The 24084-nt window shown below is 55.6% G+C and carries 18 protein-coding genes; 2 read left to right on the top strand and 16 right to left on the bottom strand.

The features are described 5' to 3' along the window. Nucleotides 1-2: 2 nt before the first annotated feature. The 6 genes from DMR_RS14340 to DMR_RS23455 form a co-directional block, all read right to left on the bottom strand. Nucleotides 3-947, bottom strand: coding sequence for a chemotaxis protein (locus DMR_RS14340; RefSeq protein ID WP_015861641.1), 945 nt, complete (start codon nt 945-947; stop codon nt 3-5). A 23-nt stretch (nt 948-970) separates the two neighbouring features. After that, on the bottom strand, nt 971-1318 hold the full coding sequence (locus tag DMR_RS14335) for a hypothetical protein (RefSeq protein WP_148208442.1): 348 nt from the start codon (nt 1316-1318) through the stop codon (nt 971-973). Between the two features lie 53 nt (nt 1319-1371). Next, a complete protein-coding gene (locus DMR_RS14330; RefSeq protein ID WP_015861639.1) occupies nt 1372-3381 on the bottom strand; it encodes a methyl-accepting chemotaxis protein in 2010 nt (669 codons plus the stop codon). A 68-nt stretch (nt 3382-3449) separates the two neighbouring features. After that, a complete protein-coding gene (locus DMR_RS23460) occupies nt 3450-3962 on the bottom strand; it encodes a chemotaxis protein CheW (RefSeq protein ID WP_015861638.1) in 513 nt (170 codons plus the stop codon). Between the two features lie 886 nt (nt 3963-4848). Continuing rightward, nucleotides 4849-5211, bottom strand: a complete 363-nt coding sequence (locus tag DMR_RS14325) for a hypothetical protein (protein ID WP_015861636.1) — start codon at nt 5209-5211, stop codon at nt 4849-4851. Between the two features lie 43 nt (nt 5212-5254). After that, on the bottom strand, nt 5255-7345 hold the full coding sequence (locus DMR_RS23455; protein ID WP_158304250.1) for a methyl-accepting chemotaxis protein: 2091 nt from the start codon (nt 7343-7345) through the stop codon (nt 5255-5257). Between the two features lie 262 nt (nt 7346-7607). Here DMR_RS23455 and DMR_RS23450 point away from each other — a divergent pair, with 262 nt between their 5' ends. After that, on the top strand, nt 7608-8528 hold the full coding sequence (locus tag DMR_RS23450; protein WP_015861634.1) for a LysR family transcriptional regulator: 921 nt from the start codon (nt 7608-7610) through the stop codon (nt 8526-8528). Between the two features lie 94 nt (nt 8529-8622). Here DMR_RS23450 and tnpC read toward each other — a convergent pair whose 3' ends face one another. From tnpC to DMR_RS14280, 8 genes are all read right to left on the bottom strand, one after another. After that, nucleotides 8623-10137, bottom strand: coding sequence for an IS66 family transposase (gene tnpC / locus DMR_RS14315; RefSeq protein ID WP_232502935.1), 1515 nt, complete (start codon nt 10135-10137; stop codon nt 8623-8625). A 106-nt stretch (nt 10138-10243) separates the two neighbouring features. Further along, a complete protein-coding gene (gene tnpB / locus DMR_RS14310) occupies nt 10244-10594 on the bottom strand; it encodes an IS66 family insertion sequence element accessory protein TnpB (protein WP_268741133.1) in 351 nt (116 codons plus the stop codon). Then, nucleotides 10594-10944 carry an IS66 family insertion sequence element accessory protein TnpA gene (gene tnpA, locus DMR_RS14305; protein ID WP_015861631.1) on the bottom strand — a complete coding sequence of 117 codons (351 nt, stop codon included), beginning with the start codon at nt 10942-10944 and terminating at the stop codon, nt 10594-10596. The genes tnpB and tnpA overlap by 1 nt, the downstream gene beginning before the upstream one ends. 145 nt (nt 10945-11089) lie before the next feature. After that, nucleotides 11090-14185: an efflux RND transporter permease subunit gene (locus tag DMR_RS14300; protein WP_015861630.1), complete on the bottom strand. Its 3096-nt coding sequence runs from the start codon at nt 14183-14185 to the stop codon at nt 11090-11092. Beyond that, entirely contained in the window at nt 14182-15312 is a 1131-nt protein-coding gene (locus DMR_RS14295) for an efflux RND transporter periplasmic adaptor subunit (protein WP_015861629.1), read from the bottom strand. Before DMR_RS14295 ends, DMR_RS14300 begins: the two co-directional genes overlap by 4 nt. A 37-nt stretch (nt 15313-15349) precedes the next feature. Beyond that, nucleotides 15350-15985, bottom strand: a complete 636-nt coding sequence (locus DMR_RS14290; RefSeq protein ID WP_015861628.1) for a TetR/AcrR family transcriptional regulator — start codon at nt 15983-15985, stop codon at nt 15350-15352. Between the two features lie 290 nt (nt 15986-16275). Next, a complete protein-coding gene (locus DMR_RS14285; RefSeq protein WP_015861627.1) occupies nt 16276-17313 on the bottom strand; it encodes an HAD family hydrolase in 1038 nt (345 codons plus the stop codon). An 84-nt stretch (nt 17314-17397) separates the two neighbouring features. Beyond that, the gene (locus tag DMR_RS14280; RefSeq protein WP_015861626.1) at nt 17398-19326 is read right to left on the bottom strand and encodes an autotransporter outer membrane beta-barrel domain-containing protein; all 1929 of its coding nucleotides are present in this window, start codon (nt 19324-19326) and stop codon (nt 17398-17400) included. 390 nt (nt 19327-19716) lie between these two features. Here DMR_RS14280 and DMR_RS14275 point away from each other — a divergent pair, with 390 nt between their 5' ends. Further along, entirely contained in the window at nt 19717-21042 is a 1326-nt protein-coding gene (locus DMR_RS14275) for an Hsp70 family protein (RefSeq protein WP_173362495.1), read from the top strand. Between the two features lie 84 nt (nt 21043-21126). On the opposite strand, the gene DMR_RS14270 is transcribed toward DMR_RS14275, so the two are convergent. Continuing rightward, nucleotides 21127-21846 (bottom strand): YdhW family putative oxidoreductase system protein, encoded by a 720-nt coding sequence (locus tag DMR_RS14270; protein ID WP_015861624.1) that lies wholly within the window; start codon nt 21844-21846, stop codon nt 21127-21129. Then, on the bottom strand, nt 21843-23960 hold the full coding sequence (locus tag DMR_RS14265) for an aldehyde ferredoxin oxidoreductase (RefSeq protein WP_015861623.1): 2118 nt from the start codon (nt 23958-23960) through the stop codon (nt 21843-21845). Before DMR_RS14265 ends, DMR_RS14270 begins: the two co-directional genes overlap by 4 nt. Nucleotides 23961-24084: the final 124 nt, after the last annotated feature.

Here is a 24084-nt window from a genome sequence, read left to right as displayed (position 1 = left end):
AATCACTTTGAGCGGTATTGCTCAATTAATTTCACAGAAACCTGCGGAACTTTGTGCAGGTCAGGTTTTGACATTTGCTCGTCTGCGCCAACGAATTGGCCTTTGTGGTATAATTCTTCAGTGATGATAGATGAATAAAGCAAGACAGGAATGTTTTTCAAAACTGCATGTTGTTTGATTTGTTTTGTAAGCGTGAAACCATCCATTTGAGGCATTTCAATATCTGTTATGATGATATCGTAACCAGTATATTTTGAGTCAGAATTGTCTTGAAGGTCAGCGGCTATCTGGCTTAAAAAATTCCAACAGTCTAGTCCGTTAGTAAACTCGCGTACTTCGAAGTTTGCTTCTTCTAGAGACGTTTTTAGCATTTCGCGTATGAGTTTTGAATCGTCAGCTATCAAGGACCGGAATTTATTCTCTGAAACAAAGGAGCTAGGTTTCGTTTCAATATTAATGCCGGTCAAATCAGAAATCATGTACTCTAGATCAAGTAGCTGAATGATTTTTTGTTCTATTTGTACTATGCCAACTACGCAGTTTTCTTTGTTAGATGCGACAAGCTTGTCAGGAAATTCGACTTGAGTCCAGTCAAGCCGATGTATTTCAACCACTCCAGATACTAAGAAGCCAGCTGTTTGTTTGCTGAATTCCGTGACAATTATGATTTCATTTTTAGACTTTTGGCGGGATATTTTAAGCCATTTTGAAAGATCTAGAATTGGCAAAATTGATCCCCGCAATGAGATGACTCCCATGAAACAAGGATTGACATTGTCGTAAGTTATTTCTAGTCCAGGACTTTCGATTACTTCAACTACTTTAGCGACGTTAATTCCGAACAAGTTGGTTTCAATTGGTAGGTCTTCGGACATTTGTGACGAAATAAAAAACTCTAAAATTTCGAACTCATTAGTTCCTGTTTCGAGAAGAATTTCTTGTGACATGTGGTTTCCTCTCCTAAGTCATGCTATGAAGGCGTTGTCTTTGTGTTTAGCGTGTTAGCCGCCAAATTTATCAGAAAATGTGAAAGTAGACGGACAATTTGACAGAAATCGTTTTCGTGGAAATTTTGCTCCACCTCTTCGAGAATAATTTCTGAATTGTACAATGATATTAGTATGTTTTCTTTGCCAGCGTTCTTATATGCTTCAAGAAATCTTTTGTCTTCAAGAACTATTAGGTTAATAAAATATATAGCTAAAAAACTTTTGTTGATCTGGGTTCTGTCTTTGGTTTCTCCCAAAAGTGTATTCCCAACCATCTGAATCATATCAAAAAGTTGTTTATTTGTATCTATGGCTTGGCAAAGATTCATCTGTGTGCTCATTGCAAGGAGGTGGGGCAGTCCCCACCTCCTTGCGTAACCTGCTAGAATTTTTCGAAGTCAGTATCTTCCATATCCAAATCGATTTTTGCGGTAGATGTTTGTCTTCTGGCAGAGTGAACGACCCGTTGGCGACCAGTAGGCAAGGCTTTGGGCATTGAACGCCGTCTGTTACCTGTGTTACCAACTTGGAAGAACTCAATTGTGCTTTGGAGTTGTTCAGCTTGGCTTGAGAGTTCTTCCGATGTCGAAGCCATTTCCTCAGAAGCAGATGCGTTCTGTTGGACAACCTGATCAAGTTGAGTGATGGCTTTATTGATCTGGTCTGCACCAGAGTTTTGTTCCATACTGGATGCAGCGATTTCCTGGACAAGGTCAGCTGTCCGCTGGATGTCTGGGACCATCTTGGTCAACATTTCCCCAGCTTGCTCAGCAATTCGAACACTCGAGGTCGAAAGGTCAGAAATTTCGGATGCAGCACTGCCACTGCGCTCGGCCAGTTTCCTGACTTCTGCGGCGACAACTGCGAATCCTTTACCGTGTTCACCTGCTCTAGCGGCTTCGATAGCGGCGTTTAGGGCTAACAGGTTGGTCTGACGAGCGATTTCTTCGATAATTGAAATTTTTTCAGCGATATTTTTCATGGCGGTCACAGCTGAAATGACAGCTTTTCCACCTTCTTGAGCGTCTTGAGCTGCTTTTACAGCGATTGATTGAGTTTGCTGTGCATTTTCAGCATTTTGCTTGATGTTTGAAGACATTTGCTCCATGGATGAAGAGATCTCTTCAACGCTGGCTGCTTGTTCAGTAGCACCTTGGGACATACTTTGAGCTGAAGCCGATAATTCTTCTGAACCCGAGGCTACATTTTCTGAGGCAGATTGGATTTCAGCAACAACTTCACGCAATTTTACAACCATAGTATTGAGGGATGCTGCCAAAATACCAATTTCATCCTTTTGTTCTATATCAAGAGTTTTAGTGAAATCACCGTTAGACATTGCTTCTGCAAATTTAACACCCTTTTGGACTGGTCCCGTAATGGCTTTTGTCAAAACTACCGAAACAATAATTCCAAGGAGGAGTGCGATAGAAAGTCCAACAATCATTGTAGTAGATGCTGTCCCAAGATTAGTGACTGCTTCCTTCGAAATTTCACTGGTTTGATCCATACCTGCAAGGGAGGTCTGAGCGGCAGCACTTAAAACTGCTTGGCCGATTTCTGTCCTTTTAACGTTGATTTTTTGCAATTCATTCCAGTTGGCCAAGAGACCGGTCATCGCAGATTTGTAAGCTTGCGCAGATTCAGATATCGCGGCTAATTGTTTCAGGTTGTTTTCAGCAAAAGTGATGTTTTTTATTTTGAACAACAAATCTTCGATTTTGGAAAAATTGCTCATCGCCCCTTCAAGAACTTTGGGTTCTCTGAGTGCCTGGGCTTTCCAGACAGAAATTCGTGTATCATTTCCGAGGTCGATCACGTCGTTGATCTTTGAAATTTTGCTCGATCTTTCTTTCAGTTTTTCTGCGGAGACTCCACTGGTTATATCTTTAGCCAGTGAATCTTCTTGACTTTTTAAAAATTCATTAGAGCTTTTAATGTAGCTTGTGGCCGAGTCGTTAAGAATTTTTCGGTCTTTATCTAGAGCTTGGATTAAAGAAACTGTTTGGTCTGCTAGCTTTGAATACTCGTTAACTTTTCCTTGGGCTAAAGAAACGTTTTCGCGTAATTTAACCAAGTCAGAGTATTTGTCGGCATGTGCTTTCGCGTCAGATAGATACTTTTGAACTTGAATAAGTTCTTTTTTGCCTTCTTCGAGAAATGATTCTTCTTCTGAAAGACTATATCCTCGCCATGCGTACATCGTCATAAACGAAGAGCGTTCAACGTTGTTGGCAATGGCTACCTCAGGGACATACTCATCTGATAGCCTTTTTGCATTGTGCTCGACTGTGGACATATTGAATATGGCCATCACCCCAAGAGAGCATGAAATTAATATGAGGATTCCAAAGCCAATGCCGATCTTCATCCCAAGTTTAATATTTCGCATTTTGCCCTCCGTTGTTGCAAATTTTGCGATTTAAGAACAGCATGCTACGCATCAGCTTAAATATCAGATCAAAGAGCTATGGCGGAATGGTTATCTTGTCCGACAGCATCAAGAACGCTAGCAAGTTCTTGCGTACTGAAGACTTTGTTAATATCTAAAATGATGATGAATACATCATCTGATCGACCCATCCCAACTATAAAATCTTTTCGAATGGCAGTACCCATGTTAGGCGGGGGTTCGATTTGTCCTTCATCCATTTCGTAGACTTCTCGGACAGAATCAGAAAGAATTCCAAACACAGTTTGGTCACCTTCAAAATTTACTTCGGTAATTATGATGCATGTATTGATGGTTTTTTCGGTTTGTCCAAGGCCGAACTTTACTTTGAGATCGACTACTGGGACTGCGTGACCTCTTAAATTAATAACGCCACAGATATAGTCCGGCGTCCTCGGCATTTTAGTAATTGTCACATACTCAAGAACTTCTCTTACATGATTGATACTTAGGGCGTATAGCCCTTTTTCAAGTGTAAAAGTTAAGTACTGATCATCGCAACTTTCTGTTGGTTCTTTCATCGATTCCTCCCCGTCAGGTTTCCGGGTTTCAGGATGAGTGCCCGTGCTGTTTTTTCGATGAAGCAGCCTGACGTTGTTGATATTCTTGAACTAAGACGTTTAGTTTAGTGCAAAATGCCTATTGACTCTCGCATGTCACTTGGTGCACACTGATAGGAGTTTGAAGTATATCTGTTTTTTGCCTCTGCTGCAAAACTTTTTCAAGACAAATGTTTTAGTAAAAGGCGTTGCATGTACGAGTCCAAAGTGGTATTTTCAAAGTTGCGCCAAAAAGCAGCTTCCTGCATTAATAGCATGTCTTTTTCGACTTATGTCCAGTTCAATATAATTTCGGACTAGACAAAGCTCTATGGAAATCGGACGTTGGGTGTACGCGGTGATTTCCTGGGGTTTTGGCCCAGGGGAAGCCCAACAAGGGAACGAGTGGGAAAGGCCCAGGAATGGTCCGGTAGAGAGCGGGGGAGGGGTGTCCGAGGAGAAGCCCAATCCCCAAAAGCTCCCAAGGGAAGGGATTGATATGTTCTCTTTGAAGAAAGCTGAAAAAGTAAGTGAAGTTAACAAGTCCAGTTTGCTGGAATTTTTGATTTTTAGCTGATGGCCGGCTAGATGACATTTTGGAGCATAATCACCCGTGTCCAATGGCAGGATCCTGCGATTTTTCAGCCCCGCTTGGTGTCTATTGTCTTGAAACGGCCTATTTATCTGAAATGCAGGAAGCTGCATCTTTTGATTTTCAGTAGATGGGGCAGTTGAATTGGTCTGGCCAGGCCTGAAAAGTGACATAGTGTTCTGCAAACATTTTCTTTCCAATTTCAGCCAACTAAATGATTTCATGAGGATCACCAATGTAGGATGGGACACAGTGTACTGCATGTTTTGCTCAGGTTTATTGAGCAATGGTCAGTTTTTCATCGGAATTAAGCAAATCCAAGTTTCTGTTAACTTCTTTGGCAGTGACCATGTAGTTGAAAATAGCCAACATTATTTCTTCGATTTGAGATTTAGAAAATTTTGTGTAGATATCTTCTACGAACTGGTTGTTAAAATATATAATTTGATACATTATTTCTCGAGTTATTGATTCGAGTATCTGTTCTATCTCGTAAAAACTCATCGAAAGAAGTTCTGAGAAGTACATCGCAAGTAAAGCTTTTTTCTCGAATGGAACTGGGCGTTCTTTGCCGATAATGCTGTTTGAAATAGCTTTTATGTTTTCGTATGGCATGATTTTTTTTGAGGGATAGGTCATTGGGTCTTATGCCCATCCCTCATTTTGAATTTGTGTTGGTGAACTACCCGAGTTTTTTTAGGCTAGATGCCGAGATAGCACGCGTATCCGAGCCGTCAGATTTCATCTCGTCAATCAGACGTTTGAGTACCTGGGCTTGGTTGGCCAACTCGCCTACGGCTTGAGCAGATTGACGCATGGCGTCAGCAGTTTCGGTTGAAATCCGATTAACAGATTCAATGCTGCGATTAATTTCTTCGCTAGTAGCTGATTGTTGATCAGACGCTGTGGCAATAGACCGAACCTGATCTGTAGTTTTTTCAGCCAACGTGACAATTTGTCGTAAGGCGTCACCGGAGTTTGTCGCAAGGTTTGTGACCTCTTCGATATTTTTCCCGGTGCGCTCCACGTTTTCAATGTTCTTCTTGGTACCGTCCTGGATGCCCCGGATCGCGTTCCCTACTTCCTTGGTCGCGGTCATGGTCTTCTCGGCCAGTTTCCTGACCTCGTCAGCGACAACTGCGAATCCTCGTCCAGCGTCACCAGCCCGGGCCGCTTCAATGGCGGCATTGAGGGCCAGAAGGTTGGTCTGGTCAGCAATGTCAGAGATAACATTAAGAATCTGTCCGATTCCCTCGGCTTGCTTGCCCAGATTGTCCATGTCAACTTTCATTTCTTGGGATTGGTTTTGGACTTGTTCAATTCTATGAACTACTTGGCCGACCATCTTGGCGCCTTCTTCAGCTTTAGTTTTAGCTTGATCGGCAGTACCGGCAGCATTTGAAGCATTCTTAGCAACTTCAAGGACTGTGGCGTTCATTTCTTCCATAGCAGTTGCTGTTTCTGAAATACTTTGAGCTTGTTCTTCTGACCCGTGGCTAGATTGTTCGATTTGAGCAGAAAGTTCTTCGGACGCTGAAGTAATCACTTCCACAATTGACTCAAGCTGTTGAGCTGCTTGGACTATTCCATCTTTTAGGGCTTGTTCTGCTTGTTTTTTAATCGCATTAGCTACAGTTATGTCTTGAATGACTTCGATGTGGCCAATTTTTTCATTTTTGTTGTTGTAAATGAATGAACAATCAACTAAAAAATCTTTGCCAGGAAACTGTGGCTGAGTAAAATATGATCTACCTTGACCATTTCCTCGTTCTGCACAACGAACTCCGCAGTCATCTGTATTGCAAATATTGGCACCCCAGTTGTTGCATTTTTTTCCAAGCATTTCCGAAGCCTTGACTTTTGCAATGTCTTCGACTGCTTTGTTTAGGAATGTCCATTTCATATTGTTGTCAGTAACTGAAACAGGAAATGGAATAGCATTTATAATGTTTTCGTACCAAAACATGTTTTCAGTTACTTTTTCGAAAGCTTGATTTAGATTAGAAGCCAAAATGCCTAGTTCGTCAGTTTGCTTTAGATCCAAACGTGCAGAGAATTTTCCGTCCTTTACTTGCTCAGCAAATATAAGTCCTCTTTTTATTGGGTTGATAATAGATTTTGTTAAAAAAAGACCGAGAAGTAAGGCCGATATAGAGCAGATTGAGGTGGCAAACGCCAGCTCTTTTGAGACATCATTGTACTGGCTGTCAGTTTTTTTAAGTTCAAGTTTGGAATTTAATGAATTAATGTTTATAACAGTTTCGATCGATTCAAATAGTTTTTGGTTTGTTTCTGGAGTGTCGTATACAATATGTTTCAGTGCTAATTTATATTTATCGTCGTTTGAAATGTCGTTTTCCCATTCCTTTATTAATTCAAACCCTTTCATGTTTGCTGCTGTTGCTTTTTCGAGATAACTTTTGAAATCGTCCCAAGCATTTTTCTCATCGGATGTTTGTGGGAGTTTTTCGTAAGTAACAATTCCTTCTTTGTATAGTTTTCTGGCTTTTTCTATGTTTTGATACTGAACACTCCTTTTTTCAGTTGAAATATCTTTTATTAATAAAATATGTTGAGCTAGTATTACATTTCTCATATTGAATTTGACTTGTGCCAATGCTTCAATGCTCGGTAAAAATACTTTTGTAACACTATCTGCAGACAGTTTAGTTTCTTTGATTCCATTGTAGCCAATATATCCAACAATACATGTGAACAGTGAAATTAATAAAAATGAAGTAATCAATCTCGTTCCGATTTTAATGTTGTTCATTGTGTAGACCCCCTTGTGCAGACATAGTGTCTGGTGAAGTTTGTGACACCCGTCGTGGATGCTTGATAATAATCGATGCATTTTATTAGCGTTCAAAATTTAAATATTCTATGTTTAGAATGGAAACGTGTGAATTGTGTCTTTTGCTAGAATAATTTACGCTTGCAATTATTTTGCGTTTAGGTGTATCAAGCTTTTTTTACGTCAGTATCTTTTAGCGAGTAGGGTAAGAAGTGTCCATATCTTCAGGAGAATAGTTTATATGATTCAGCGGAATAGTTGTGGTTATGATTTGAATTTGTTGCCTCTTTTGCTTGTTTTGCTTGAACAAAAACATGTGTCGCGAGCTGCAGAAGTGGCCGATGTGAGTCAGTCCTCTATGAGTAAAGTCCTTTTGAAAGCCCGAAATATTTTCGGTGACGATCTGTTGGTGCGAGATGGGTCTGGTGGGAGAAAAGGATATCGCTTAACTGCTTGCGCATTAAACTTGCTTAAATCTCTGCAAAATCAGTTAATACCCCTAATGAATCTTGACAGTATTCGAACGTTCGATCCGGCAGAGAGTCGTAGATGCTTTAAAGTATCTGCTTCTGAAATGGAGGCTATGTATTTTTTGCCGAATATTATGCAAAAAATGATTGAGTCAGGGCCAGGGTTGTCTTTTAATCTTTTTCAAACCAATAACTACACAATGGAACTTCTTAGCAAAAATGAACTTGATTGTTCATTCTGGATAACAAGCGTCCCGCAAGGATTTTCGAATAAACTTTTGTTTGATGAAAAAATGGTTTGTTTGGTGTCCAAAAATAATTTCTTTAAAGGGGATGCTTTGTCATTGGATGATTATGTGTCTTTTGGACACGTTAGGACATATCACCCTGGTGTGAATTCAAGCTTTATCGATGACTACCTAAATAAGCTTGGTCTAAGTCGAAAAATTGTCGTGATGTCTCATTCTTTTTTTACTTCTGCTAGTATAGCGTCAAAAACAAATTTGATTGCTTCAGTTCCTGAAAAGGTTGCTAAAATTTTGGCTGACTTTTCTGGTGCCCGTATAGTTGATGCTCCAGTAGAACTTCCCACTTTTGGCTTGTACCTTATTTGGAATAAATTGATGGACACTGATCCCGGGTTAGGATGGTTTATTCAACAATTACTGGATGTCGATCACAGTAAGTGTTGATTTTTGCCACCTCATGACAAGATGCAGGCACTGGAATTCTCGTAAGCGCTCAATAAGACGCATCTTGTCAGAGTGAGCAGGCAGCGGCAGAAGGTCAGGCCGGGATGATCAGGCTTTGTGGATCGATGTCCTGGGGCAGGAGGGCCTTGCGTGGGGCGTTAGTGGTTGCCGCCGGCAAGTGCTCGAAGAGGTGGCGCAGATAGCGGTATGGCTCCAGCCCGTTGGCTTTGGCCGTTTCGATGAGGGAGTAGATGATAGCCGAGGCGTCGGCTCCGCGCGGATGGCCTGAGAACAGCCAGTTTTTGCGGCCCACGGCAAAGGGACGGATGGCGTTTTCGGCCAGGTTGTTGTCCGGACGCAGTCGGCCGTCTTCCAGATAGACGACGAGCCGGTCCCACTGCTTGAGGGCATAGCCGATGGCCTTGCCGAGCAGACTCTTAGGCGGGGTGGTGGAGGCGCGGGCATCGAGCAGCGCCTTAAGCTTGTCCAGGATCGGCCTGGATTTTTCGGCTCGCAGGACCTTGATCTGCTCTGGATTGAGCTGCTGCTTTTCGGCTTGGTGCTCCACGCCGTAGAGTTTGCCGATCAGATCGAGGACGGCATGGGCCGTGCTGCCTTTGGCCTTCTTGCCAGCGGACTTCTCGACCTCGACGAACTTGCGCCGGACATGGGCCAAGCAGCCGAGATGGCGCAGGCCTTCCCGTTCGCCCAGGGCCTCATAGCCGCTGTAGCCGTCGGTCTGCAGATAGCCTTTGAAGTCGCCCAGAATTTCCGCAGCCACGTTGCCGGCCCGGCTCGGATGATAGCGAAAGAGCACGACCGGTTTTCCCGGTGTTCCGCCCCGGGCAACCCACATGAAGGATTTCGTGGTGTTGGCCCGACCTGGTTCGGCAAGCACCTGGACCGTGGTTTCGTCCATGTTGACGATGGGACCGGAACGAATTGCAGCGATGATCATGTCGATGAGCGGCTCGCAGGCCTTGGCCACGCGGATCATCCAGCCAGCCAGGGTTCCCCGAGAGATGTCCAGCCCCAGGCGAGCGAACTGATCCTCCTGGCGGTACAGGGGCAGCGTGTCGGCATACTTGGCAACGGCGACATGGGCCAAAAGGCCCGGGGTCACGATGCCCTGGGGGATGATTTGGGGCGGCATGGGCGCGGTTTTCACCGTCGGCCCATCGTCCTCCACACCTTCGCAGGTCCGGCAGGCGTATTTTGGCCGGATGTGGCGGATGACCTGGATTTTGGCCGGCACGATGTCGAGCTTTTCGCTGACTTCCTCACCGATGCGGACCAGGCACGCGCCGCAAGCGCAAGCCTCTTCCGATTCCGGCAGGTCGTGGATGATCTCTACCCGGGGCAGAGCAGCAGGGATGGGGCGACGGCCGCGTTTGCGGCGGGTGCTCGCCGGGGCGCAGGCCTCCACGAAGGTCTGCGGTTTGTGCTCCTCCGCAGTCTGCTCGGCCTCGTCGAACAGGGAGAGCTGCTGCTCCTGGCCGGTACGGGGCTTTTTCTCGGACTTTCGCCCGTAAATGATCAGGTTCAGGAGCTGAAGGCGCTGCTCAAGTTGGACGATGTGCTCTTGCTGGTCAGCCTGACTGGCAGCCATGTCGACAATGAGAGCTTTCAGTGCGCCAGGGTCGTCAGGGAGGGAATTGATGTCCACGGCCCGAACAATTTCCCACTATTATTCAATTTAATCAAGGCAATACTGCCTAAAAGAGCGTCGAATACTCCAAGCGGGAGTGTCCCGTCACGGCCAGGGGATCGAGACCGTCAAGCAGCCAGGCGAGTTGCCGGGAGTCAATGGCCAGCACCTCCGCCTCGCGGGTTGGCCAGCGAAACACATGCTGCTCCAGACGCTTGTGCCACAGACAAAAGCCGTTGCGATCCCAGTAGAGCAGCTTGATGATCGTCCGGCTGCGGTTGCAAAAGCCAAAAAGGTGACCGGCGAACGGATCGAGTTGCAGCTGGCGTGAGACCAGGATGGACAGCCCGTCGATGAACTTGCGCATGTCTGTGGCTCCCATAGCCAAGTAAACCCGGACGCCGCTTACCGGCGACATCATAGCCGTGTCAGCGTGCGGACAAGCTTTTCCAGCACCGGCGCGGCGAAGTCGCCTCTGATCTCGATGCGAAAGCCGTCACCTACATGTACCAGCAGCGGTTCAGGTACGGTTGCCATGTCTGCTTGAGCCGACGCGAGCAGCGGCACGGGGACGATGGTGACGAAAGACGCGACTCCCACGTCGTCCGTTGCCCCTAAACGCTTCCGCCAATAGCTCAGGGAACTTTGAGAAAGACCATGCCGCCGGCAGTATGCCCCTTGACTCAGGCCGCTCTTGTGCCAAGCCGCAATATGTTCAGTCCAGTATGCCGCCTTCTCGGAACATCCCTCTGCTGCTGATGTGGCCATGGTCTTCCTCCTGTAGGAATAAACCATGACACAAAACTCAAGCGGCGTAAGAAGGGCCTGATTGACCGCTTACAGTGAAACTGCCCCAAAAACCCTGGGCCTCTGCAAATCCTGGGAGTCTGACGCCAAGTGGGTTCGGTACGGTCTATTGCGCAATTCGTCCGCTCCCCATAGTGGTTTGTTGCTTTTCTGGCCTGTCGATACGAAACACCATGGCGTACAGGGCCGGCGTGAAAAGCAGCGTCAGCACCGTCGCCACGAAGAGTCCGCCCATGATGGCCACGGCCATGGGGCCCCAGAAGATGTTGCGCGACAAGGGGATCATGGCCAGGATGGCGGCCAGGGCCGTCAGCACCACCGGCCGCGTCCGGCGGATGGTCGCGTCGATGACGGCTTCCCCGGCCTCCATCCCTTCCGCGATGTCCTTGCCGATCTGGTCTACCAGAATAACCGTGTTGCGCATGATCATGCCGGCCAGGGCCAAGACGCCGAGCATGGCCACGAAACCGAAGGGCTGGTCAAAGAGCAACAAGGCGCCGACCGCGCCGATCAAGCCCAAGGGGGCTGTGGTCAGCACCAGAAACAGGCTCGGGAAGCTTTGCACCTGGAACATCAGCAAGACGAGCATGACTCCGGCGGCCATGGGCAGTAATTTGGCTATGGACTGGTTGGCCTTGCCGCTTTCCTCGTAAGCCCCGCCGGTCTCGATGCGGTAGCCCGGCGGCAGCGCGTCAACGATGGGTTTGAGCTTGGGCGCGATCTGCATAGTGACGTCCGGGGCCTGCACGCCCTGCACGACTTCCGACCGGACCGTGATGGTCAAATCGCGGTTTTGCCGCCAGAGAATGGGTTCCTCATAGACGTATTCCAGCCGCGCCGCCTGGGACAGGGGAATGATCTTGCCGTTGCGGATGCTGACGGTCAAATCGGCCAGGACTTCCGGCCGCAACCGTTCCTCGGGAACGGCCCGGGCCACGACGTTGACCAGTTCGATGCCGTCGCGGACCTGGGTAATGGTGACGCCGGAAAGCAGCGCCTGCAGGGATTCGGCAATGTCCTGGGGGGTCAGCCCCAAGGCCCTGGCCCGGTCCTGGTCCACCACCAGCCGGATGGCCCTGGCCTGCTCGTTCCAATCGAGGTTGACGTCGGTGGTGTGGGGATTGGCGCGCATGACGTCGCGGACCTGATAGGCGATTTCCCGCACCCGCTTGGCGTCGGGGCCGATGACCCGAAACTGCACGGGATAGCCCACCGGCGGGCCCAAAAAGAGCGTGGTCACGCGCACCCTGGCCTCGGGCAGTCCTCCCTGGGCGGCAAAAGCCTCGATGCGGGCCTTGACGCGGTCACGGGAGGCGGCGTCATCCGTATTGAGCACGATGATGCCATAGCTCACGTCCGGGAGTTCCGGCGCCATGGGCAAAAACCACCGGGGCGCGCCCGAGCCGATGTAGCTGGTGGAGGTCTTGACCTCCCGGTCCGCCTGGCAAACCCTTTCCAGGGCTTCCACGGCCTTGGCCGTGGTCTTGAATGCGGACCCGGCCGGCAGCCGCACTTCGACCAACAGCTCCGGCCGGGAAGAGGAGGGGAAGAACTGGCGCGAGACGAAGGAGAACGCCACGATGGAGGCGGCAAAGAGCAGGGAGGTGAGGCACACGACCGTTTTTCGATGGTTCACGCACCAGACCACGAGGCGGCGCAGCCAAAGATAGATGGGCGTGCGATAAATGGCCTTTGGATCTTCATGGCCGTGTCGGTGGAAATCCGGCAGCAGCTTGAGGCCAAGATAGGGCGTGAACACCACGGCCACCAGCCAGGAGGCGACCAGGGCGATGGCCACCACCCAGAAGATGCCGCCGGCGTATTCGCCGGAAGAGGACTTGGCGAAGCCCACGGGCAGGAAACCGGCCGCCGTGACCAGGGTGCCGGTGAGCATGGGAAAGGCCGTGGCCGTCCAGGCATAGGTGGCGGCCTTAACCCGGTCATAGCCCTGCTCCATTTTGACCACCATCATTTCCACGGAAATGATGGCGTCGTCGACCAGAAGCCCCAGGGCGATGATGAGCGCGCCAAGGGAGATGCGCTCCAGGCTCATGCCCAGGGCGCTCATGACGGTCATGACCATGGCCAGCACCAGCGGCACGGCCAGGGCTACGACGATGCCCGTGCGCCAGCCCAGGGACAGAAAACTCACGGCCAGCACGATGACCAGCGCTTCGATGAAGGAGCGCAGGAATTCGTCAACGGATTCTTCCACGACCTGCGGCTGGTCGGCCACCCGGCTGATCTCGAAGCCCAGAGGCAGGTCCGCCCGGATGTTCGCCATGGCGGCGTCCAGGTCGCGCCCCAGTTCCAGGATGTTGCCGCCCTTGGCCATGACCACGCCCAGGGCGATGGCCGGCTGGCCTTCATGGCGGGCGACAAAGGTCGGCGGGTCCTGGGGGCCTCGGTGGAAGCTGGCGATGTCGCCCAGGCGAAACACCTTGCCGTCACTGGCGACGGGCACTTCCGCCAGGGCGTCGACGCCCTTGAGCGCGCCGTCCACGCGCAGATGGACGGCGTCGGCGGCCGTTTCCAGGGTGCCGGCCGGGGTCACTTCGTTTTGCTTGGCGATGGAGTCGAAGACGGCCTGGGGCGCGATCCCCAGCGTCGCCAGCTTGGCGTTGTTGATCTCCACGAAGATGCATTCGGTCTGTTCGCCGTAAAACCGCACCTTGGTCACCGACGGCACGCGCAACAGGGCTTGCCGGATGGCTTCGGCCTCGTCCTTGAGCTGGCGCATGGTGAAGTCCGGGCCGGTCAGGACATACAGCACCGAATCCACGTCGCCGAACTCGTCGTTGAAAAAGGGTCCCTGGACGCCAGAGGGCAGGTTGAACCGGATGTCCCCCACCCGTTTGCGGACCTGATACCAGCATTCCCGCACCTCGGCCGTGGGCGTGGATTCCCGGATCTCCAGCTTCATGACCACGGCCCCTGGCCGCGAATAGGTGTGCACCTTGTCGAAGTAGGGAACTTCCTGAAGCTTTTTCTCGATGGGGTCGGCCACCAGACGCTGCATCTCGTCGGCCGTGGCCCCGGGCCAGGCCGCGCCGATGATCATCTGTTTGACCGTGAAATCCGGGTCTTCGGCCCGGCCGAGATGGAGGTACGACCAGGTCCCGGCCAGGGAGACCAGGATGATAAGGAACAGGGTCAGGGGACGGTGGGTGACGGCCCACTCGGACAGGTTGAGGCCTTTCACCGGACGTCCTCCGCTCCCGCGCCGGCCAGGCGAACGGTCAGCCCCTTGTCGAGCTTTTGGACGCCGGTGGTGACGATGGCGTCGCCGGTGGCGAGCTGGTCGCTTCGCACATAGGCCTCGCCCTCGGTGTAGTGGTCCACCGTGACCGGGACCAGGGTCAGCTGGCCGGTTTGGACGTCGACGCGCCAGACGCCCGGGCCGCTGCCCTGGTTGAGCAGGGCGCTGGCCGGGATGCGGGCGGTCGGGGCGGCGGCGGCCTCGGAGAGGTGCAGCGTGGCCGTCATGCCCAGGCGCACGGCGGCGTCGGCGTCGGGCAGGGAGTAGCGCACGGCATAGGTCCGGGTGGCCGGATCGGCCGATGGGGACGTTTCGCGCAGCACGGCCCGGAAGCGGGCGTCATGATTGGCCCACAGGGAGATTTCCGCCTGGGTGTCCTTGATGTCCTGCAGCCGGCGTTCGGGGATGTCGACCAGCACTTCCAGCGCGCCCTTGCGGGCCAGGGTGACCACGCTTTGCCCCTGGGGCACGACCTGGCCGGCCTCGGCGCTGGTTTTGGTGACCACGCCGTCGGTGCTGGCCACGAGCCGGGCATAGCCCAGCTGGCTCATGGCCAGCTTGAGGGCGCTCTCGGCGCGCTCCACCCGCGAACGGGCCTCGTCGGCGGCCAGATGCTTGAGATCGTATTCGGACTGGCTGACCACATGCTTGGACAGCAGCGTGGCATAGCGCTTGTCGTCGCTGGCGGTCTGGTCCTTGTTGGACAGGGCCGCCCGCAGTTCGGCCTGGGCGCTCTCCACCGAAAGGCGCAGATCCTTTTCGTCCAAAGTCGCCAGCACCTGGCCTTCCCGGACATGGTCGCCGACGTCCACCAGCCGCTTTTCGATGCGTCCGCCAACCCGGAAGGATTCCTGCACCTCGTGGCGGGCTACGACCACGCCGGGGTAGGTGCGCCTGGCCGTGGCCGTGTCCAGGGTGACGCGCATGGTGTTGACCACCGGCCGGAAAGGGGGACTTGGCGCGGCTTCGTGGCAACCGGCAAGGCCCAGACACAGGGCCGCCAGGAAAAGCCGTGCCCGGCACTGCCGTGTGACGTGTTTCGCCAAAGCGAAGGGGTGTTCCATGGACATGATAAAACCATCCTGATGGCGGGTTGCCGGCGAAAACCTATTTTTCGCCCGAGCAGAGGCCGTGCAAGAGTAGATCAAGGAGTTGGTCAAGATCGGCGTCGAGGCGATCCTGTCCGTTGTCGTTGTCCTCGTCGTTGATCTCGTGTTCGAGCAGCGAGGGATAGATGAAGACCGCCAGGGAACCATGCAGGGCCTTGGCCATGGTGTTGCTGTGGACGCGCCGGAATTCGCCCGACGACATGCCCTGCTCGATGATGATTTTGAATAAATCCTTGATGCGGTCACTGTGGCCCTGGATGACGGACCAATGCTCGTCCATGGCTACGGCCACCATGTCGTACAACCGCTTTTCCTTGATGATGCTGTTTTTGACCGTGCGGTGATATTCCTTGATGAAGCGCTTCAGGCGTTCGGTGGACGTGCCGTCCTGCACCAAGGATTCCCAGCATTGCGCTTCGATCTGATGCACCAGCCGGTCGCAGATAGCCTCATTGATGGCCGCTTTGGAGGGAAAATAGCGGTAGATGTTGGCCTGGCTCATCCCCAGCGCCTTGGCGATGTCGGTGACGGTGGTCTTGGCGTAGCCGACCTGACGAAAGAGATTTTCGGCGGTCTCGATGATCTGCAGTTTGATGGCCGCCGCGTCGGAGGCGGTGGTTTTTTTTCGGCCCATGGTGTTGTCCTCTATTGGGTCAGCCTTGGGGGAGATGGAAGGCCCTAAGTGCTGCAATAAAATTTAATGATGATTTTTAGTTTTTATCATTTTTCATGTCAATAAAAAAGTGGATGGCTCCGGGTGGGAGCGTGGGGCAAGCCCTCCCCTCGTGTTGGCGCTTGTGCTTTTTCACAAGCAAACGGGGTTGCCGATTTCTCGGTAACCCCGTTGGTTTTAGCTCGTATTGTTTGTCGTTTCGCGGTGTCAAAACGGGCAGGGAGAAAGGGGAAACGGCCGTGGGCTGCCCGCTACTCCCAAGAAAAAATACGCTTCCAATCCTGTTTCATGCTGATGACGACCCAACCTTTTTGGGCCGCTTCGGCCAGCAGGGAGTCGGGGAACGTCCCGATCTTGGACTGGGCGGCGTAGGCGTATTCCCGCTCGGCGTCGTCATGGCGCACGAGCATCATCAGCCGCGCGCCGCCGCCGGCCTGGGCGTATTCGAGCATTTCCTTGTCCCCGTCGGAATTGCCAAAGGCCGCCTGGGGATGGCGGCCGATCATGAGGTGGATGCCCTGGGGTTTGCCCGGGCCGACGTTATTGAGCAACAGCTTTGGCTCTTCGGTCAGGATCGCCTTGCCGGCGGCGTCATAGCCGAATTTCGTGGCGTTGAGCGTGCCCACCACCTGTTCGGGCGGCACGCCGTAGACCTTTTCGGCGTAGGCGCGCAGAAAATCCTGGCCGCCGCCGGTGACGAAATAGGTCTTATAGCCGTGGGCGCGAAGGAGTTGCATCACTTCCAGCATGGGCTGGTAGACAAGCTCGGTGTAGGGCCGCCCCCAGCGGGCATCCCGGGCCGTATCCAGCCACCGGCGCACCTGGTTGCCGAGTTCCTCCACGGTCATGCCGGTCATGGTCGCGGCGTAGAGCTTGACGATGTCGTCGGTGGACGCGTCGGCCAGGCGCTCCAGACCGCCGGACAGCAGGGACTTGAAGGGTTCGGCCCCGGCCAGCTCCGGCTTGTCCTTGGCCAGCTCGCGCAGCCGGGCCAGACAGTAGAGCATGGGCGTGTACATGGGCTGCTCGACCCAGGTCGTGCCGTCCTGGTCAAAGGTGGCGATGCGCGCCTCGGGCCGGACATAGCTCGGGTTCGACGGGTCGGTGGTCGCGCGCACGAAGGCCAGGATCGCCTGTTTGGCCGGCCCCTCGTTCCAGGCGGGCAGGGGGTCGGTCTGGGCCAGGGCGGCCGTGGCGACCAGCAACAGACAGCACAGGGCCAGGATGATCAGGCAATCCGGCCGCAGGAAAGAAACGCTGTTTCGCCGCGCAGGCCATGATCGAATCATGCTCTTCCTCCATTGGGATGCCCGGTCGCCGACGGCCGAAAACCCGATACGCCGGGGGTGGGGGCGGCGGGGTAGGCCGGGAGCTTAAAAACTGACGCTCAATCCCAGGTCGCCGCCGTAGCTGACGGTTTGGGCGTCAAAGGCCATGGCTGAAGCCGCGCCGCGCACCATCACCCGCTCATTGATTTTATAGGAAGTCCCCAGGCTGGCCGTGGCCCAATCGGCTTTCACCGGGGCGGCGGCCATGGAATAGGGCTGGGCCGTGGTCGTGGTCAGGGCGGCCTTGACCTTGCGGTCGGCCTGGTCCACCAGTTCGTGGTGCCATTTGGCTTCCACGAACGGCCGCCAGGAGCCCGCCTCGATGGCGGCGCGCCAGCCGAGCTGGCTTATGGCCGAATCGCGTATCTGCTGGCCAAAGGACAGGGCCGTGACGCCGTTGCCGCCGGTGGCCGCGCCGCTGGTCCCGGATTCGGCAAAACCCTTTATGCGCACCTGCTGCAGCACCAGCCCGGCCACCGGACCGGTGACCACCGGCCCCAGGCGGATGTCGCCGCCGGCGCGAAGGGCCAGGCCCAGGGACGTTCCCGTGGTCGTGGCGCTGTTGCTGTCGGTGAAAAGCCCCAGGGCAACGTCCCGGGCGATCTTGTCCTGGAGGAAGCCGTAGGAGGCCACGACATCGCCCCAGACCGGTCCGGCCTGATAGGCGGAATAGAGGCTGAGTGTCTGGTCGTTCTGGTCGAAGTGCCCGCCGCCCATGGAAAACTGCTGGGTCTGGGTCCCGGCGGTAAAGGCCGCGCCGACGATGAGGCCGCAGGGCAGCTGATAGTCCAGGCCCGCCGAGCCGGTAAACGGCGTGCCGGCGACATCGGGAAAGCCGGAGAAGTTTCGAAGCGTCAGCGCGCCGACGCCGCCGCCCATCCAGACGTTGACGCGTGCTTGGCCGCGATGCTGCCCGGTCAGGTCGATCTGACCCTGGAGGACGGCCGTCCGGGTCAGGCCGCCCTGGATGGGGAGTTCGGCCAGCAGGGACATCAGGCTCGGGGCCGTGAGCAGGCTTGTCTCATAATCCGACTCGATCTTCTGGCCGGCCGTGGTCAGGTGGTGGCCGTCGATGAACAGATACGTTTGCAACTGGATGGGCGTGATGTCGGCCCAGGTGGTCACCAGGGCGGCCACCGGGGACGGGGCGTTGGACGCCAGCACCGAGGACGGCGTGAACCCGAACAGCGTGGGATTGGTGGCCACGAACTGGAACAGGCTGGTGAGGTCGGCGGGGATGTACCGCACGCCGGCCGTTGTCAGGTACGACCACTTGGTGTTCCCGTAGGCCACGGCGCGGGCGTAGTCGTCGACGTTGCTGGCCGGGACGAGGCCGCCCAGGCCGGTCAGGGTCGAGGTGTAAAAGGTGTTGGGCACCATGACGGTGCGCGCTCCGGCCGCCTGCAAGCTGGCCACGCTGGCCGTGAACTGGGCCGCCACGCCGTTTAAGAAGGTCGGATTGGCGGCGATCCAGTCGGCTCCCTGTTTTTGCACGAAGATCAGATCGTTGTTGCCGCTGTTGACGACATAGAGCGCCTGGGTGTTGGCGGCGCCCCCGTTGGCGGCCAGGAGGCAGGCGATCTGCTCGGTGGCGGTCACGTTGCCGGGCAGGTTTCCGGGAGCCGTGACACCGCCGGCCGTGGCGCTCAAGGGGGCCGTGTAGGCGCTGCCGTTGCCGAAGTTGGTGCCGCCGATGCTGACCGGCTCGGCGGAAAGGCCGAACCGGCCGGCCAGAAACGTGGAGGTCATGATCCCGGGGCCGGCCCATCCGCCCTGGGCTCCGCCGGCGACGGCGGCGGCGACCATGGCGTCCGCCGAGGCGTTGCCTGTCGATGCATAGCGAAAATAGCCGCTGTCCAGGGTGCTGTCGCCCAGGCCGACAAACTGATTGAAGGCCCCTGCGGCGTCGGCCGAACAAGGCGCGACAAGGGCGAGCAGGGCGGCAAGAAGCACAAGATGCAGCACTTTTGACATGGGCACTTCCCTGGCGGTCGATTTTCAAAGTCCATCTGGCGATTTGCAATACGACCTGTCGCCTGCTGCGTTGACTGTCACATAAAAACGGTACGTTATCAATCAGAGACCGCCACCTCGGGCCGCGTCTTCAAGGTCCGTCTGGCGCATGGCGGGCGGTGGCCAGCGCGTTTTGGGGAATGGCGTTCGGGCGTTTGACTTCTCAAGGCGTTTGGTGCAAATTTTTTTGTTCGGAAGCTGTTTGCCGAGTTGTCGTTCAAGGCGGGGCCGTGTGCTTGACAGGCCACGGGCATGACCTCGTCACATAAAGCGATCCCACGAAATATCATCAAAAATGATCCTTTTGGCGAAAGGCCAACGGGGTCTTGTTTTGTTGTCGGTCTGACGGGCATGGGGCGGGGCTGTCTTGGGCAGCTGTCGGCCCGAAACGTTTACGGAGAAGGTGAGTCTGTGGCTCTTGGCATTGACTTCGGGACATCAAATTCCGCTGTTGGTTTGTTGAAGGACGGATTGCCTTGCCTCGTCGCGTTGGAGGACGGGAAACAGACGATCCCCAGCGCCATTTTTTATGACACGGAAGAAGATGCCGTGCTCTTTGGCAATGCAGCGATAGCCTTTTACATGGACGGCTGCGAAGGCCGGTTGCTGCGTTCGCTCAAAAGCATACTGGGCAGCTCGCTGGTCAACGAATCCACGGAAGTGGGCTATAAGAACATTGCCTTCAAGGACATCATTGTCACGTTCGTGCGGCATTTGAAGATTGGCGCGGAAACCGCTGTCGGCCATGCCGTGGACAGCGTCGTCATGGGCAGGCCTGTCCGGTTTGTGGACGCCGACGAGCAGGCCGACGCCCTGGCCCAGGCGCATCTGGAGGAGATCGCCAGGAAAGCCGGTTTTCGCGAGGTGCTCTTCCAGTACGAACCCATCGCGGCTGCCTTGGATTATGAGCAGTCTGTCCAGCAGGAAGAACTCGCCCTCATAGTCGATATCGGCGGCGGAACATCGGATTTTTCCATCGTCAGGGTGTCGCCGGACAGGCGGGGCAAGGCCGACCGCAAGCAGGACATCCTGGCCAACACGGGCGTGCATGTCGGCGGCACCGATCTGGACCTGAAACTGAGCCTTGAGCAGGTGATGCCGCTTTTCGGCTACAGGACGCGGACCAGGAGCCTTTTTCCCGGCGATCCCATTCTGGACTTGCCGCCGACGTACTATCGCGAACTGGCGACCTGGCACAAGATCGTTTTTCTGTATAACAACAGAGCGTTGCAAGGGGTCAAGAACATCAAGTACCATGCCCAGCGCCAAGATCTGGTCGACAGGCTGGTCAGGATCATTGAGCGCCAGGAAGGCCATCGCCTGGCCGGGGATGTCGAAGCCGCGAAAATCGCGCTTTCGCAGCAGGATGCCGCCTCGATTGCCTTGAGCTACGTGGAGAAAGGGCTGGAAGCTTCCCTGCGTCGCCAGGAATTCGAGTCCGACATCGCGCCTGAAACAGCAAGCATTGTGTCGAAAATAGACGAATGCCTCAGCCTTGCCGGCGTTCCGGCCTCGGCCATACAGACGCTGTTCATGACAGGCGGCAGCACGGCCATCCCGCGCATCGCCCAGGCCTGTCGCCAGGCCGTGCCCGCTGCCCGCCTGGTGGAGGGGAGCCGGTTTGGCAGCGTGGGCATCGGACTGGCTCTTGATGCCGGCATGAAGTTCGGGGCGTAAGCCCGGCTCGGCCTCAGGCGCGCCGCAAGGGCACGGCCCAGACCCTGGGCTTTTGCCTGGCAGCCTCCGCCGTCAGGCGGCGGATCACGGGTTCATGGCCAGCGTTGTTTCCTGTTCCGCCAGGAAGGCCGCATAGGCGCGGGCCAGATAGAGGCTCGAAAACAGATAGGCCGTTCCTGTGGACGTCTGGATGGTCGCGATGTCCTGAAATTGCGGCTTGGCGGCCATGGCGTCGAGGATGGCGGCGACGTCAGACGAGGCGAGATCGAAGGGCGGCTTCTCGAAGAGTTCGACCGGCACGGGGCGCGGGTAGTCCCGGGAATTTGACCGGACAGCCTCGGCCAGAAGCTCCTCGGGCACGTCCTGGTTGTCCAGCAGGCGGGCGTAGCTGTGACTGAGCAGGGCCGGGTCGTGGTAGAGGGTCCGGCCGGACCGGCTGGTCAAGGACGCGATTTCGGGCAGGTCCGCGACGATGACGGCCAGCGCCGTGCCTGGATCGTCTGGCGGCGAAGTTTCCAGGCGTTCGGCCAGGCCACGCTCCCGCAGCCCCTCCAGGATTTCTTCCAAGGCGAGCAGCCGAGGCTCGGCGCTGGCTTCCCGGATGGTCTCCAGAACAGCCCGGGCCAGTTCGGCTTCGGTGGCCGGTTCGGACAGCCCGATCTGCTCAGGCAGCCTGGATGGTTCGGATAGCCCGGCCAGGGTGGTCAGGTCGGCCGGATCGGCCAGCCCGGCTGGATCGTTCAGCCCAGCCAGCTCGGCCGCATCGTTCCGCCCGGGCGCGTCGGCTTCGCCGGCCGCGCTCACTTCGCGGCCTCGGGCGTGAGCTTAGCGGCGGCCAGGGCTTCGCCCACGTCGGCCAGGCCCAGTGCGGCGTAGCGTGCCTGGCTCGGCGCGCCCGTGGCCTTGTCCCAGCCCATGGCCTCGTAATAATAGTCCATGGCCTTGGCGATGTCGGCCGGGTCCATGCGGATGGTGCCCTTGGTCAAGGCCGCCGCGCCGTTTGGGTCCTCGAAGACCCAGGGCGGCACGATGTCGTGGGCGGCGCGCATGTCCACCCGCCCCATGTCCCGAATGGTCAGGGCCCGGTGCAGGGTGAAGATGCGCTCCGCCACCCGGTCCAGCTCCTCCCGGTCCATGGCCTGGCCGGTGGCCAGGCTCAAAAACTTCGACTCCAGGCTGTCGTCCCCGGCATAGCCGCGCTCGCGCAAGGGAGAGGCCGCCCACGGCCCCATCCAGTTGCAGACCCCCAGGGCGTCGTGGAGTTCCTTGCGCAGAAGCGACCACTTGGCCCGATGGGCTTTGTGGATGTTGGCCGGCGTGTAGTCCCCTGGGGCGTCCAGGGCGTCGGGCGAACCCCAGATGGCGGCGGCCAGTTTCTTCTGCACCTCCAGGGGCAGGCCGTTTCGCACGAAGTTCGTATGGGAGTGGCACTGGGCGTCGCGGTTGTACTGGGTGTTGATGATCACGCCGCACTGGCCGTCGTCCTCGTTGGCGTGGTGCTTGGCATGGCCCATCTTCCAGTAGGTCGTCGAGTGGTCCTCGGCCCACTCCGACTCCGGGATGGACCAGTGGTCGAAGATCGCACCCGTGCCGCGACTGAGCACGTCCCCGAGTTCGCCCTGGCGGTTGGCGACGCGGGGGATGAGGTCCAGCAGGAAGGCCGGATCGGCGCTCTCGTACTTGTCCCAGGGGATGGATGCGTATTCCTTGGACCCAAGCCTGGCCTTCAGATAGCCGCCTTCGTAGAGCTTTCGCAGGTCGCGTTGCAACTGGCCGTAGTTGGACCACAAGCCCAGGTCGTCGGCCAGATGCATGCCCACCATGCAGGCCTCCATGGCGGCCTCGCTGTTTTTCTTGCCAGCCAGCTGCTTGAAAAACGAGCGGCCGAACATCAGCGCCACGCAGGTGTTCTGGCCCATGTCCGGGATGCCGTACTTGGCGGTCACCGACGGCATCTTGAGCATGGTGTGGCAGCGGATGGGGCAGGCCGTGCAGCCGTTGCCGCGCACGGTGTATTTCCAGGCCTCGTCGCCCAGGAAATAGGCGGCGCTGTTGGTGCGAAAGGCGATGCTGCCCGGGTCATGAATATCGCCGGGAAGTTCCACGGGAGGCTTGGCCGCGCCCCAGTGCTTGCCGGGCTGGCCGACCCAGCGGGAGGCCGGATTGTAGTATTCGGCCTGGGGCGTGGGGAAGCTCGGCACCACGTGCTGGTTGTTGGCGCCCATGATGGAGAGATGGAACTTGACCAGGGCCTCCCAGGCGGCCTTGTCCCCGGCGATGCGCACCGCGCCGCTGCCCTGCACGGCCACGGCCTTGAGGTTCTTGCCGCCCATAATGCCGCCCACGCCGCCGGCCGAATGGGAAACGGAATTGATCACCATGCCCATGGGAGCCAGATTCTCCCCGGCCTGGCCGATGGCCGCCACCACGCAGTCCGGCCCCATTTCCTGGCTGATTTCCAACGTGGCCCGGCGGATGCCCGAACCCCACAAGTGCCGGGCGTCGCGGATCTCCACCCGGGCGTCGCGGATCATGAGCCAGACGGGCTTGTCGGCCTTGCCTTCCACGATCAGGGCATCAAAGCCGGCGTATTTGAGCTTGGCCGCGAAGTGCCCGCCCATGTGCCCCGAGCCGACCAGCGGCTTGGGCCAGCAGGTGGGAAAAAGCGTGGTGATGGTGGCGCGGCCGTTGCACGGCACGCTCGTGCCGACAAGGGGACCGGTGGCGAAAACGAGCTTGTTGGCCGCGTCAAAGGGGCCGGTCCCGGCCGGAACCTCGTCCCAGAGCACCCGGTAGCCGATGCCGGCCCCGCCGAGCAGGGCCGTGTAGCGTTCGCGGGTCTCCTCGGTGGTGATCTTGCCGGTGGAGAGATCGACGCGCAGGACCTTGCCGACAAATCCACCGCTGCCTACGGCCATGACGAGCTCCTTCCCGATGAAGGGGGATTGCGATTCCACCTCTAAAGCGCAGCTTCATGAGGCACAGCATACTGCTGTAATCTGTATTGTTAAAACACCACGGACGTTGTGTCTTACAGAAGAG

Source organism: Solidesulfovibrio magneticus RS-1 (assembly GCF_000010665.1).
Lineage (GTDB): Bacteria > Desulfobacterota > Desulfovibrionia > Desulfovibrionales > Desulfovibrionaceae > Solidesulfovibrio > Solidesulfovibrio magneticus.
The sequence above is the reverse complement of the archived record's forward strand: the minus strand, read 5'-3'. Positions and strand labels throughout refer to the sequence as shown.